This window comes from Neisseria subflava (genome assembly GCF_003044935.1).
Classification (GTDB): domain Bacteria; phylum Pseudomonadota; class Gammaproteobacteria; order Burkholderiales; family Neisseriaceae; genus Neisseria; species Neisseria subflava_E.
This window is the reverse complement of record NZ_POXP01000003.1, coordinates 125,854-139,447: the sequence shown is the minus strand read 5'-3', so window position 1 is coordinate 139,447 and position 13,594 is coordinate 125,854. Positions and strand designations below refer to the sequence as shown.

10 protein-coding genes and 4 tRNA genes are annotated in these 13,594 nt (G+C 50.1%); 9 read left to right on the top strand and 5 right to left on the bottom strand.

Annotation, left to right across the window (positions count from 1 at the left end):
* Window positions 1–35 precede the first annotated feature (35 nt).
* From fabG to DBY95_RS08565, 6 genes are all read left to right on the top strand, one after another.
* Window positions 36–782, top strand: a complete 747-nt coding sequence (fabG, locus tag DBY95_RS08590; RefSeq protein WP_107724043.1) for a 3-oxoacyl-ACP reductase FabG — start codon at window positions 36–38, stop codon at window positions 780–782.
* A gap of 264 nt (window positions 783–1,046) precedes the next feature.
* Entirely contained in the window at window positions 1,047–3,029 is a 1,983-nt protein-coding gene (locus DBY95_RS08585; RefSeq protein WP_107724042.1) for a monovalent cation:proton antiporter family protein, read from the top strand.
* Between the two features lie 69 nt (window positions 3,030–3,098).
* Window positions 3,099–3,174 (top strand) — tRNA-Val (locus DBY95_RS08580).
* 33 nt (window positions 3,175–3,207) lie between these two features.
* Window positions 3,208–3,284 (top strand) — tRNA-Asp (locus tag DBY95_RS08575).
* A 39-nt stretch (window positions 3,285–3,323) separates the two neighbouring features.
* Window positions 3,324–3,399 (top strand) — tRNA-Val (locus tag DBY95_RS08570).
* A 33-nt stretch (window positions 3,400–3,432) separates the two neighbouring features.
* Window positions 3,433–3,509 (top strand) — tRNA-Asp (locus DBY95_RS08565).
* 291 nt (window positions 3,510–3,800) lie between these two features.
* On the opposite strand, the gene dacB is transcribed toward DBY95_RS08565, so the two are convergent.
* Together dacB and DBY95_RS08555 are read right to left on the bottom strand one after the other, a co-directional pair.
* The gene (dacB, locus tag DBY95_RS08560) at window positions 3,801–5,213 is read right to left on the bottom strand and encodes a D-alanyl-D-alanine carboxypeptidase/D-alanyl-D-alanine endopeptidase (protein ID WP_107724041.1); all 1,413 of its coding nucleotides are present in this window, start codon (window positions 5,211–5,213) and stop codon (window positions 3,801–3,803) included.
* Between the two features lie 70 nt (window positions 5,214–5,283).
* Entirely contained in the window at window positions 5,284–6,711 is a 1,428-nt protein-coding gene (locus DBY95_RS08555; protein WP_107724040.1) for an MFS transporter, read from the bottom strand.
* A 136-nt stretch (window positions 6,712–6,847) separates the two neighbouring features.
* Here DBY95_RS08555 and DBY95_RS08550 point away from each other — a divergent pair, with 136 nt between their 5' ends.
* The 3 genes from DBY95_RS08550 to DBY95_RS08540 all read left to right on the top strand — a co-directional run bounded on the left by DBY95_RS08550 (window position 6,848) and on the right by DBY95_RS08540 (window position 9,570).
* A complete protein-coding gene (locus tag DBY95_RS08550; protein WP_049328898.1) occupies window positions 6,848–7,414 on the top strand; it encodes an NADPH-dependent FMN reductase in 567 nt (188 codons plus the stop codon).
* Between the two features lie 135 nt (window positions 7,415–7,549).
* Window positions 7,550–8,227, top strand: coding sequence for a response regulator (locus DBY95_RS08545; protein WP_107724039.1), 678 nt, complete (start codon window positions 7,550–7,552; stop codon window positions 8,225–8,227).
* Window positions 8,228–8,256: 29 nt separating this feature from the next.
* Window positions 8,257–9,570: a sensor histidine kinase gene (locus DBY95_RS08540; protein ID WP_107724038.1), complete on the top strand. Its 1,314-nt coding sequence runs from the start codon at window positions 8,257–8,259 to the stop codon at window positions 9,568–9,570.
* 129 nt (window positions 9,571–9,699) lie between these two features.
* On the opposite strand, the gene aroB is transcribed toward DBY95_RS08540, so the two are convergent.
* From aroB to pilQ, 3 genes are all read right to left on the bottom strand, one after another.
* The gene (gene aroB / locus DBY95_RS08535) at window positions 9,700–10,779 is read right to left on the bottom strand and encodes a 3-dehydroquinate synthase (protein ID WP_070503951.1); all 1,080 of its coding nucleotides are present in this window, start codon (window positions 10,777–10,779) and stop codon (window positions 9,700–9,702) included.
* Between the two features lie 22 nt (window positions 10,780–10,801).
* A complete protein-coding gene (locus tag DBY95_RS08530) occupies window positions 10,802–11,323 on the bottom strand; it encodes a shikimate kinase (protein WP_083296575.1) in 522 nt (173 codons plus the stop codon).
* Between the two features lie 122 nt (window positions 11,324–11,445).
* Window positions 11,446–13,578 carry a type IV pilus secretin PilQ gene (gene pilQ / locus DBY95_RS08525; protein WP_107724037.1) on the bottom strand — a complete coding sequence of 711 codons (2,133 nt, stop codon included), beginning with the start codon at window positions 13,576–13,578 and terminating at the stop codon, window positions 11,446–11,448.
* Window positions 13,579–13,594: the final 16 nt, after the last annotated feature.

Below are 13,594 nucleotides of genomic sequence, written 5' to 3'. Positions count from 1 at the left end.
AAACCATTTTTCCAATCTCAATTAAGGAATAAAACATGAGTACACAAGATTTGAGCGGCAAAATCGCTTTAGTAACCGGCGCATCGCGCGGTATTGGTGCGGCGATTGCCGATACTTTGGCTGCGGCCGGTGCAAAAGTTATCGGTACAGCCACCAGTGAGAGCGGTGCGGCTGCAATCAGCGAACGCTTGGCACAGTGGGGCGGCGAAGGCCGTGCATTGAATTCTGCTGAACCTGAAACCATCGAAAACCTGATTGCCGACATCGAAAAAGAATTCGGCAAACTGGATATTTTGGTCAACAACGCCGGCATTACCCGTGACAACCTCCTGATGCGCATGAAAGAGGAAGAATGGGACGACATCATGCAGGTCAACCTCAAATCTGTGTTCCGTGCCTCCAAAGCCGTATTGCGCGGCATGATGAAACAGCGTACCGGCCGCATTATCAACATCACATCCGTTGTCGGCGTGATGGGCAATGCCGGTCAAACCAACTATGCGGCGGCAAAAGCAGGCTTAATCGGCTTCTCCAAATCTATGGCACGTGAAGTCGGCAGCCGCGGCATTACCGTCAACTGCGTCGCCCCCGGCTTTATCGACACCGATATGACCCGAGCCCTGCCGGAAGAAACCCGCAAAACCTTTGAAGCGCAAACTTCTTTGGGCAAATTCGGTGAAGCGCAAGATATTGCCGATGCAGTCTTGTTCTTGGCTTCTGATCAGGCAAAATACATTACCGGTCAGACACTTCATGTCAACGGCGGCATGTTGATGCCTTAAACCATTTATTTAAAGGCCGTCTGAATATTTCAGACGGCCTTTTTTGTCAATCAAAACACTACTTTACATTCTATCTTGATATAATCTTAATAATCCGTTAGATAACGCTCGAAACAGTAAGTCCAAATAAGCATGATACGGGAAATCAAATTGCAGAAATGAAGTTCATTCTGTGCGTTTTTATTTGGGTTTGCTGTCGGTTTTCGACGTGTTTCAGACGGCCTATATAACAATAGCTACTTTTAACGAAAGGCCGCCCACTCTATGCACGAATTCTCCCTCGGTCCCATTGTCATTGTCCTGTTGGTTTCCGTCATTACGGTTATCTGCTGTCGCAAGTTCAACATTCCTTCCATGCTCGGTTATCTTTTGGTCGGTTTTATTGCCGGTCCGGGTATGTTTAAACTGATTCCGCAAAGCCACGCCACTGACTATTTGGGTGAAATTGGCATTGTGTTCTTGATGTTCAGCATCGGTCTCGAATTCTCCCTGCCCAAACTCAAAGCCATGCGCCGCCTCGTATTCGGCTTGGGCGGTTTGCAAGTCATCATTACCATGCTCTCGATTATGGGCATTTTGATGGCAATGGGCACGCCGTTTAACTGGGCGTTTGCCACTGCGGGCGCACTGACCATGTCGTCCACCGCCATCGTCAGCCGCATTCTGTCGGAGAAAACCGAGCTGGGTCAGCCGCATGGACAAATGGCCATGGGTGTTTTGCTGATGCAAGATATTGCCGTGGTACCGCTGATGATTCTGATTCCGGCACTTGCCGGCGGCAGCGAAGGCAACTTGTGGGTAGAACTGGGCTTAGCCGGTTTGAAAATGTTGCTGACCTTGGGCATTTTGTTTGTTGTCGGCAGCCGTGTGATGTCGCGCTGGTTCAGACTGGTTGCCAAACGCAAATCGTCCGAACTCTTCATGATCAACGTTTTGCTGGTTACTTTGGGCGTGGCCTATCTGACAGAGCTTGAAGGCCTGTCTATGGCATTGGGCGCATTTGTCGCCGGTATGCTGCTTTCCGAAACCGAATACCGTATTCAGGTAGAAGACGACATCCGTCCATTCCGCGATATCCTGCTTGGCTTCTTCTTCATTACCGTCGGTATGAAGCTGGATATTCAGGCGCTGATCGGCAACTGGCAGCAAATCCTGATTTTGTTGGCAATCCTATTGGCCTTGAAAGCACTGGTCGTCTTCATCATCGCTTTGCGCATGAAAAACCCTACGAGCGACAGCCTCAAAAGTGCGCTTTATTTGGCACAAGGCGGCGAGTTCGGCTTCGTGATGCTGGCCATTTCCAGCAAAATCAATATGGTTTCGCCCGAATTGGAACAAGCAGCCACTGCTGCCGTCTTGCTTTCCATGATTGCCGCTCCATTTATCTTGGGCAGCAGCGATGCCATCGTCAGCCGCTTCGTCAAATCCGACTGGGACATGAAAGCCTTGGACTTGCACTCCATGCTGGTGGAAACCATGAGCAAATCCGAACACGTCCTGATTATCGGTTTCGGACGCGGCGGTCAATCGGTTGCCCGTGTATTGGCGCAAGAAGGCATCCCCTATTTTGCCCTTGACTTGGATATTGCCCGCGTACAAGTGGCACGCAACGCAGGCGAACCGGTTTCCTTTGGCGATGCCAAACGCCGTGAAGTCTTGGAAGCCGCCGGCTTGGGGCGCGCCAAAATGGTGGTCATCACGCTGAACAATATGCACGAGACCCAACATGTTCTCGGCAACATCATGTCCATGCATCCGAGTATGCCGGTTTATGTTCGCGCCACCAATGACGATTACGTCAAAACCTTTACCGAAATGGGTGCGGAAGAAACCGTCTCCGATACCAAAGAAACCAGCCTGGTGCTGGCAAGCTATGCCATGTTAGGCCACGGTCTCTCTTACAACCATGTTTATCAAACCATAACCCACATCCGTCACAGCCGCTATGCATCGTTGCAGGACTTGTTTGTCGGCAGTGATGATGACAGCTTCTCCGACGAAGACAGCAAGGCCGTCTGCCGCCATGCCTTCCCATTGCAAGGCGAGGCACACGCCATCGGTAAAACCATCCGTGAATTACCATTGGCAGCGCATTATCTGAAACTATTGTTTATCCGCCGCAATACCGGAAAAATCCAAGACCTTGACCCTGATTTCGTTCTGGAAACCGGTGACATTTTGGTTGTCGCAGGCAAGCAGGAAGAAATTATTTCCTTTGAAAACTGGTGCTTGCAGGGAGATATCTAATTATCGGCAAATAAATCTTGCGCGCATCAGGATTTTTTGGTTTAATAGCGTCTTCGCAATTTTGCGCATGGGTGATTAGCTCAGTTGGTAGAGCGTCTGCCTTACAAGCAGAATGTCGGCGGTTCGACTCCGTCATCACCCACCAAGTTTCTTTTTCATTGTCTTTGACAGTGAATGCGCGGTGGTAGCTCAGTTGGTTAGAGTACCGGCCTGTCACGCCGGGGGTCGCGGGTTCGAGCCCCGTCCGCCGCGCCATTATTTAAAAATACTGATTTTTCAGTATCTCCCTTTTTCGGGTGATTAGCTCAGTTGGTAGAGCGTCTGCCTTACAAGCAGAATGTCGGCGGTTCGACTCCGTCATCACCCACCAACTTTCCTTTTCATTGTCTTTGACAGTGGATGCGCGGTGGTAGCTCAGTTGGTTAGAGTACCGGCCTGTCACGCCGGGGGTCGCGGGTTCGAGCCCCGTCCGCCGCGCCATCAAGTTAAAAATAAAAAATACCGGTTTTTACCGGTATTTTTTTCGTCTATACCCTATGCCTTTTCATAAAAAATCCAGCTATTTTAGATAAAATAAAACAGGACAACACAATAAAGCAGACATACGGTTTAAACCCTGAAAACCATCTATCTCAAGCTGATTCACACCAAACACTTATTCATCAAATCCCTAAATGATCTTTCAAAATAGACATAAATACTTGCCTCCTCTTCTTACACAAAGGCCGTCTGAAAACGTCAATACATTTTCAGACGGCCTTTTTTAGCTTATTAAGCCTGATACCTCATCACGCAGGAAGCTTTAGCATCAATCCAATGATCGCCACCGGGCTGAACGATTTTAGACACCAGCTTATCCAAATCACGTAAATAATCGGTTGATTTTTGACTGTTGATAATGACGACAACCACCAACGGCTTTTCGCCCAACCAATACCCAGCCAGTGCGCGGACATCTTTAAGCGTACCGGTTTTGAGGCGCAGGTTTTCACCGGGCTGTTTCAAGCGTGTTTTAAGCGTGCCGTCTTTACCGGCAATCGGCAGCGTACTGATAAACTCGTTTTTAAACGGGCTGAAGTAGGCTTTTTCCAACATTTGCGCCATCATTCGCGCATTGAGCCGTTCTACGCGGGACAGGCCTGAGCCGTTTTCCAACACCAGCCCTTCCGTATTGATACCGGCAACCTCCAGCTCGCTTTTTACGATAGACGCGGCCTTAGTCTGCGCCAGCTTGTAATCAGACATATTTCCGGCAAATTTAAGGAAAACTGAACGGGCAATCAGATTATTGGAATGCTTGTTCATATCGGTGAGGATATCGGCAAGCGGTTTGGATTGATGACTTGCCAAAATATGCGCGTCATGAGGCGCGACACCTGTCGTCAGGCCGTCTGAAACCGTACCGTCTTGTTGACGCCATTGGTTGACAAAACTTTTGCCGACAAATTCTTTCATGCTGTACATATTCAGATACAGCTCTTTGCCCAAGCAGCTTTCCGGCAGCTTACCCGATACGGTCAGCGTATTGTTTTTATAGGAAGTCTTCATGTGGTTTTTTAAAACACTGCACTTCCCTTCTTTATTCTCAAGCGTCAATTTGTTTTGAATGTTCAGATTCGGCAGCGGCGGGTTGGTACGGATGACCAAGCTTCCGTCTTCTTCTTTTTCAGCACGCAGTCCAACGGTTTTATACGCCAACATATTAGGATCGGGCGGCGTCATAAAGCTTTCGGCAGAATCGGAAGCAAAATCATCCGGATTCTTCACATCGCCCCACAGACTGCGGTCGAGTATCAGATGTCCGTCAATATGGCGTATGCCCTTATCGCGCATCTGTTGCTGCATTTGCACCAAATCATGCTGATCAAACACAGGATCGCCGCTCCCCACCCAATACACATTGCCTTTCAACGTATCGCCTTTGATTGGGCCGTTGGTTTTAAACTCAGTTTTCCAACGATAATCACCGCCCAACATACGAAACGCGGTAAACGCCGTTACCAGCTTCATGGTCGAAGCAGGATTGCGCAATTCATCGGCACGGTGTTCGGCAATCACCTTGCCACTGTCCAATTCCTGCACATAAACAGAAATCTCATTTTCAGGAATACGCCCGAAATCCAAAGCCCAAGACGGACAAACCGCCATCATCAGGCCGATTGACAAAATACTTTTCAACTTCATTATGTTACAAAAATCTTATAAATTCTTACGAGGTACTTAGGCCGTCTGAACGTTTCAGACGGCCTTTTATTTATTTCTGATGCGCTTTCAAACGTAAAGCAAACATGACGACCATAACACCGACAACCAAAGCGCAACCCATCGCCAAATGGATACCGTCCAGCATTGCCTGTTGCGGCATATCTGCACTGGAAAGTTTCTCGCCGATATTGGTCGCACCAACAAAAAACGCCGCGCCGATGGCACCGGCAATCGGGTTGATGGTGGTCAGAATCGCCGCGCCATGCGGATTGAGCGTTTTCGGCAACGCGTTCAGACCATGGGTTTCGCCGGTTACGCAAGCAGACACGGAAAGCGCCAACAGCGTAAACATCGCCGTCAACATCACCACTTGCGTATCAATCCGCAAAAACAGCCACAATACCGCCAACGACACCACCAGCATCACTGTTGCCGGCAAAACGACGAAGCAGCCGCCCTTTTTGTCCAACAATTTACCGAACAAAGGTGCGGCAACCGCTTGGGCAATACTGGCAGGCATCAGAATCAGACCGGTTGCCGTACCGGTCAGCATCAACACTTGCTGCGTGTACATCGGCACCATCAGTTCCAAGCCCAAGAACAGGAATATCGCACCGGCCAAAATCACAACGCAATATCTGAACTGTTTGTATTCAAAAGCACGAAGGTTCAACAACGGCGTAGCCAAACGGAACTGACGGTGCGCAAACCAACCCACCAGTACAACAGAAGCGGCAAAGAGCAGGATAAATTCCAGCAGCGGCATATGGGCAAAATTACTGCTCGCATAAACCAGCCCGCCAAATCCCGCAATCGACAGCACAGCCGACAACATATCGATTTTCGGACGGCTGATGTTGCTTAAATTGACTGTCAAATATTTGCCCACCAGCACCATCGCCGCCAGCATAAACGGCGCGGTAAAACCGAACAGCACACGCCAATGCGTATGGTCGATGATGATGCCCGACAGCGTCGGCCCCATTGCAGGCGCGGCGGTAAACATCATGGTAATCACACCCATCGCCGTTCCGCGCCTGTTGGGAGGGAAAATCGACAACACGCCGTTAAACAGAAGCGGGACAAAAAACGCGGCAGACACTGCCTGCACCATCCGACCGACCACCAATACGCCAAACGTCGGTGCAAACGCGCAAATCAGCGATCCTGCTAAAAACGTTGCCTGCGTAAACAGCACCATTTTGCGCGTTTCAAACCATTGAATCACGCCTGTCGTAATCGGCGTAAATGCCCCCATGACCAGCAGAAAACCCGTCGTCAGCCATTGAACCGTGGTCTTATCGACACCAAAATCTTTCATAATCGGCGTGAGCGCGACATTCAGCAGCGTGTCGTTGAGATAGCCGAAAAATGCGCCGATGAATAAAGTGGCGACAATGGTTTTAGCTGGAAAGTCGGGATTGTCGGCATAGTATTCGTGTGCCGTTGCGTCCTCTTGCGAATCAGAAGCGTGCATAATAATTTGAAATATCAGCGAAACCGTTATTTTAGCATAAACTATTTTGACAGGCCGTCTGAAACCTTGACCGCTTCCCCAGATAACACTAAAATTTAGAATTGTTTTCATTTTTATTATTAAACAGGAGAAAAACATGTCAAAGAAAGTCAGCATCTTGGTCGGCAGTCTGCGTAAAGGCTCGTTTGCACGAAAAATCGCACAAAACGTCATTTCCATGTTCCCCGAAGGCTACGAAGCGCAAATCGTCGAAATCGGCCATTTGCCTTTATACAACTTCGACTACGACGATCCTGCCGTTACCGACTTCCCTACTCCGTCCAGCTATACCGAGTTCCGCGAAACCATCAAAGCCTCGGCTGGCGTATTGTTCGTGACTTCCGAAAACAACCGTACCGTACCGGCCTGCCTGAAAAACGCCATCGACATCGGCTCCAAACCCAATGCCGATGTTGCCTGGAAAAAAACACCTGCCGGCATCATCAGTCATTCTGTCGGTAAAATGGGCGGTTATAGCGCGCAAAAAAATCTGCGCCTTGCCCTTTCGTATTTCGATATGCCGTTGACCGGCCAGCCGGAAGTATTCCTCGGCAACTCGCCCACCCTGTTTGACGACAACGGCCAACTCATCGAATCAGCGCGCGGCTTTGTTCAAGGCTATATCGACCAACTGGTTGCCTTGATTGAAAAAAACCCTAAATAATCGGAATTGAAGCATACAGGCCGTCTGAAAAACGAAATTTCAGACGGCCTCATCTTTTGTTTTTCGACAGTTCCTAAATTTTTACTAATTGAGTGCAGTTATAATCACTATCCACCCATCCTCCGGAGAACTTCCATGCGCGTATTATTGGTTGAAGACGATGCCATGATTGCCCAAGCCGTCAGTGCCAACCTGAAAGACACCGGCTACGCTGTCGATTGGGTCAGTCGCGGTTCGGAAGTTGCCGCAGCAGTGGCTGCGCAAGCATACGATTTGCTGCTCTTGGATTTGGGTTTGCCCGGCAAAGACGGTTTGGACGTATTGGCGCAAATCCGCAACGGCCGCTGTACCGTTCCTGTCTTAATCGTGACCGCGCGCGACGATTTGCACAGCCGCCTCAACGGCCTAGACGGCGGCGCAGACGACTACATCGTCAAACCCTTCGACATGGCGGAACTGCAAGCCCGTATGCGCGCCGTATTGCGCCGACACGGCGGACAGGCGCAAACGCTGCTGAGCAACGGCATCATCACGCTCAACCCTTCCACCCATCAGGCGGAAGTAGTCGGGCAGGAACAGGCCATCATGCTCAGCAACAAAGAATTTGCCGTCCTCCAAGCCCTGCTGCTGCGTCCGGGCATGATTTTGTCGCGCAGCGATTTGGAAGACAAAATCTACGGCTGGGGCGAAGAAGTCGAAAGCAACGCCGTTGACTTCCTGATTCACGCCTTACGCAAAAAACTCGGCAAAGAAGCGATTCAAAACGTCCGCGGGGTCGGCTGGCTGGTTGCACAAAACAATCAGGCCGTCTGAAAAACCACAACAACATCAACACACAAACCATGCAACGCCTTATCCACACCATCAAACAATCCCTGCAAGTCCGGATCAGCCTTGCCCTGATCTGTATGCTCCTGCCCCTCTCCATTCTTGCAGGCATATTTTCATATTACGATACTTATCACGAGACCCAAGAGGTTCAAGACGACCTGTTGCGCCAAGTCGCGAACTATCTCGACCCGAGCGATGCCGATGACGAGAAACACTCTCTCGACAACGACAACAAGATTTCCGTTCAATTTCCCAATACGCCCAACCCCATTGTCAGCCTGCCTGAGCAGATTTCAGACGGCCTGCACACCATTCAGGCCGATGACGATGACGATTACTACCGCGTTTATACCCGCAACACCAAGCAAGGCCGCATTGCCGTCATGCAGGAAAGCGACTACCGCGAAGAGCTGGCCGAAATGGCCGCCGTGCAGAGCATCCTTCCTATGCTCCTCGCCCTGCCCCTGATTATCCTGCTTACCGTCTGGATTACCCATCGCGCCATGCGTTCCATCAAAACCCTGTCCAACGATTTGGAACAGCGCCAAATCAACGACCTCTCGCCGATGGACACGCAAGACATTCCCAGCGAAATCCAAGGCTTTGTCGTCGCCATTAACAACCTGTTGCAGCGTACCGACGAAAACGTCCGCCAACAGCAACGCTTTATCGCCGATGCCGCACACGAATTGCGCAGCCCCATGACCGCCCTTTCCCTTCAGGCAGAGCGGCTCAACAATATGCAGCTGTCCGCCGAAGCGCGCGAGCAGTCCGCCCTGTTGCAACAAAGCATACAGCGCAACCGTCACCTGCTCGAGCAACTCCTTTCCCTCGCACGCGCCCAAGCGCCCGAAACCCAACGCCCCAAAACCCTGATCAACCTGCAAAACCAGTTCCGCCGCGTCTTGCAGGAACTCATGCCGCTGGCGCTGGCCAAAGGTCAAGACATCGGCGTCGCCGTCGAAAACGACTGCCAAATCCACGCCGATGACACCGAAATCTACACCCTCATCAAAACCTTTACCGACAACGCCATCCGCTATACTCCCAAAGGCGGCCGCATCGATTTGGGCTTTGACGAAACCGCCGAATACCTCAACATCTGGGTGGAAGACAACGGCCCCGGCATTCCCCCAAGCGAACGCCAACGCGTTATCGACCCTTTCTACCGTATTCTCGGCACCGAACAACAAGGCACCGGACTTGGCCTGTCCATCGCAGACACCATTGTCAAACGCCATCAAGGCCGTCTGAAACTGGCCGACAGCCGACGCTTTGACAGCGGCTTGTTGATTATTGCCGAGTTGGATAAAAAGATGCTTTAAATAATTGACCCGCCCAAATTGGTTTATCTAGCTTTAATCCGATAAATGAAAACGTTTTAAAACCAAAGGCCGTCTGAAAATGACTTTCAGACGGCCTTTTTATATTTTGAAGCAAACCTACTTCATTCCTCACAAATACGGTTGCAAGGTTTGGCGGAGGATTTCCATATCGGTAATTTCGGTAATATTGGCTTTGCCCAAGTATTCCAAACCGACAAAACGCATGATGCCGCTGCTGACTTTTTTGTCGTGGCTCATGTGTTCAATCCATTTTTCAAAGGAGAAAACGGGCGGCGCAGACGGGAGGGAAGCGGCTTCCATTAAAGCGGCAATGCGGTCGGTGTCGGCCTGTCGGGTTTTGCCCAAGATTTGCGACAAACGGGAAGCGAGGACGCAACCGGCGGCAACGGCTTCTCCGTGCAGCCATACGCCGTAGCCCATTTCGGCTTCGATGGCATGGCCGAAAGTGTGGCCGAGATTAAGCCATGCGCGGATGCCCTGCTCGGTTTCGTCTTGGGCAACAATATCGGCCTTCATTTTGCAGCAATGGTAAACGGCTTCCGCCATTTTTTCTTGATGTTGCGCCATCAGGTCGGCCATATTTTCTTCCAACCAGGCAAAAAATTCGGCATCGCCCAATGCGCCGTATTTGATGACTTCGGCCATGCCTGCGGAAAGTTCGCGTTGCGGCAGCGTTTGCAAGGCGGTCAAATCGGCCAAAACGGCTTGCGGCTGGTAAAACGCGCCAATCATGTTTTTACCGAGCGGATGGTTGATGGCGGTTTTACCGCCGACCGAGGAATCGACCTGGCTGAGCAATGTGGTCGGTACTTGGATAAAAGGTGCGCCACGCTGATAAGTCGCCGCGGCAAAACCGACCATATCGCCTATCACGCCGCCACCCAAAGCGATTAAAGTGGTTTTGCGTTCGGCACGGTTTTGCATCAGGCCATCGTAAATCAGGTTGAGCGTCTGCCAGTTTTTATATTCTTCGCCGTCGGGAAGGATAATGCTGAAATGCGGCACGCCCAGTCTGTCTAAGGCCGTCTGAAGCTGTTTGAGATAAAGCGGCGCAACGGTTTCGTTGGTAATGATGGCTGCTTTTTTACCTAGATAGGGCTGAAGCAGCATATCGGCCTGCTCAATCAGCTTATGCCCGATAAAGATGGGGTATTGATGGGACGGGGTTTGGACAGTCAGTGTGCGCATAGTATTCCTTTGCAAAGCGTATTTATTCGCCTAAAGCCTGTATCAGGCGTTTGAGCGTTTTGTGACAGCTGTCGGATTCGATGACGAGATGGGCGGTTTGACGGTACAGCATATCGCGTTGGTCATACAGCTCTTGCAGTTTGCCCAAAGGATTGGCAACTTGCAACAGCGGCCGGTTGCTGTCGTAACGGGTACGCTCCAGCAAGGTTTCGGGGCTGGCATGCAAATAAACAACCGTGCCGTTTTGGCACAAAATCTGTCTGTTTTCACTGCGTAATACGGAGCCGCCACCGGTCGATAAAACGATGTTGCGCCGGGAAGCGAGCTTCTTCAGCATATTGGTTTCACGGTTGCGGAAGCCTTCCTCCCCTTCCATCTCAAAAATGGTCGGAATGGATACGCCCGAAGAAGCGCAGATTTCGTAGTCGCTGTCGTAAAACGGGCATTCAAACATTTGGGCAAGCTGCTTGCCCAAAGTGGTTTTGCCCGCGCCCATCAGCCCGATTAAGATTAAATTGCCGTTGATTTTTTCCATGTGGGTCATTTTATACGATATGGTGGTTTCGTGGAAAAGTTCGTCGTTTTTCAGACGGCCTTTTCATCTCAGGCCGTCTGAAAACGAAAACAGGCATACCTTTGCAGATATGCCTGTTTGTCATTCTAAAATCAATAACGCAGATTGTTACCCACATTATCCATAATGCGCGGCGTGATGAAGATCAACAGCTCACGGCGGTTTTCACGTTTGCCGCGTGATTTGAACAGATTGCCGACAACAGGAATATCGCCCAAAACAGGGACTTTGTTCACTGCATTGGTGCTTTCTTCCTCATAAATACCGCCGACAATCAGCGTACCGCCATCTTCAACCATGGCTTGGGTATTCAAGTGTTTGGTGTTGATACACTTGGTTGTCAGAGAATCCACGGTACAGTCGATCGGGGTATCGCGATTAATCTTCACAGTCATGATGATTTGACCGTCAGGCGTAATATTCGGCGTTACGGTCAAGCCCAAAACGGCTTTCTTGAAGGTAATCGAAGTCGCACCGCTGGAAGAAGCCTCTTGATAAGGAATTTCCGTACCGGATTCAATTTTGGCTTCTTTGCGGTCTTGTGTCAGCACGCGCGGATTGGAAATGGTTTTGCTCTTACCTTGTTCTTCAGACGCGCTGATTTCCAAACCCAATGCACCGGATGAGAACGCACGCACCAGCGCAATGCTGTTGACTGCGGCTGCGGTCGGCAGACTGACGTTCGGATCCAAAGTCCATGTGCGGTAGCCTACGTCGCCACGGTTAAATGAGGCATTGGTATTGTAGTTGGTTTGTGCATTGCTCCAGTTGCTACCCCATGCGTTACGGCCACTTGCACCACCGGAACCGAATTTAACGCCCAAGTTGCGGAAGAAGGTATCTTCTGCTTCCACAATGCGCGCTTCCACCATCACTTGACGGGTTGGAACGTCCAATTCATCAATCAGTTTGCGGAATTTCTCAATCACGCCGCGGTTGTCGGTCACGATCAGCGTATTGGTGGCCGGATCGATTAAGGCGCTGCCTCGGTTGCTCAACAGAGTGTTGCGGGTATTGGAATTATTGCTGTCGTATTCTTCCAAACGCAGAATTTTGCGGAATTCTTCCACGTTTTTGTATTTCAACTGGAAGGTTTGAGAATACAGCGGGCCCAATTCGGCAATCTCTTTTTCCGCCTGCAAGAAGGCTTTGTCTTTTGCCAACAATTCATCGCGAGGTGCGATATTGATGATGTTGCCTTGACGGCGCATATCCAAATTGCGCGCCTGCATGACCAAGTCTAAAGCCTGATCCCAAGGCACATCTTTCAAGGACAGGGTCATGGTGCCTTTGACGGTATCGCTGGCAACAATATTCACGCCGGACTCTTTCGCCAAAATCTGCAAAATGGTACGGACTTCTACATCTTGGAAGTCCAAGGAAATTTTACGGCCTTTAAACGATTTGTTTGCATTTTGGTTCAAGCCGCCGGATTCGGTATTGGCGGCTTTAGGCGATACTTCAAATACAAAACGGCCGGAAGAGGCTTTGGTATTAATGTCCCAATTCGCATTACTGTTGCGGATAATGAGCTGGGTAGAATTGCCGATACGTTTAAGCGTAACGTTTTGTACAGGCGTATTGAAGTCAGCCACATCCAAACTGCGTTGCGCTTGTGTCGGCAGCGTATGGTTTTTCAAGGTTACAACCACGCGATCGCGCTGCTGTTTAATGTCCGGCTGTCCGCTGAAACCTGGGGCAGACAATTCAATAATGCCGGAATTGCGTGCACCTTTGCGAAAATCGATATTGGCTGCTGAAACAGCTTGATAAGTCTGAGCAGCGCGCGCGGTAGACGGCGTAACCGCACGTTCATTTGCAACGGCTGCATTGGTTTGGTCAGTAGATTCGTTTACAAATACCCAAACTTCGTTGCCGCGAATCTCAGTATTGTATTGGCTGATTTTGTTCAAACCCAAAACCACGCGTGCGCGGTCATTGTTTTGTGCCGCAGTAATTTGATTCAGCAATGGATCGGCATATTCCAAAACAGGCTGAGGCAAACGGATATTGGTGTTGGCAAAATCCAATGCGATACGCGCCGGAGTAGATGTTACAAAACCATGAGGTGTAGTGACGTCTTTGTCGAAACGGATTTTGATAATTTTTTGGTTGTCAGGCAAAGTGGAAACGTTGATATCGGTAATATTGCCTGCAAAGGCCGTCTGAACAGCGAGGGCAACGCTGAAGCCGGCAAATAATTTTGTCATGTGCTTGGTTTTCATAATTGAGTGAGACCCC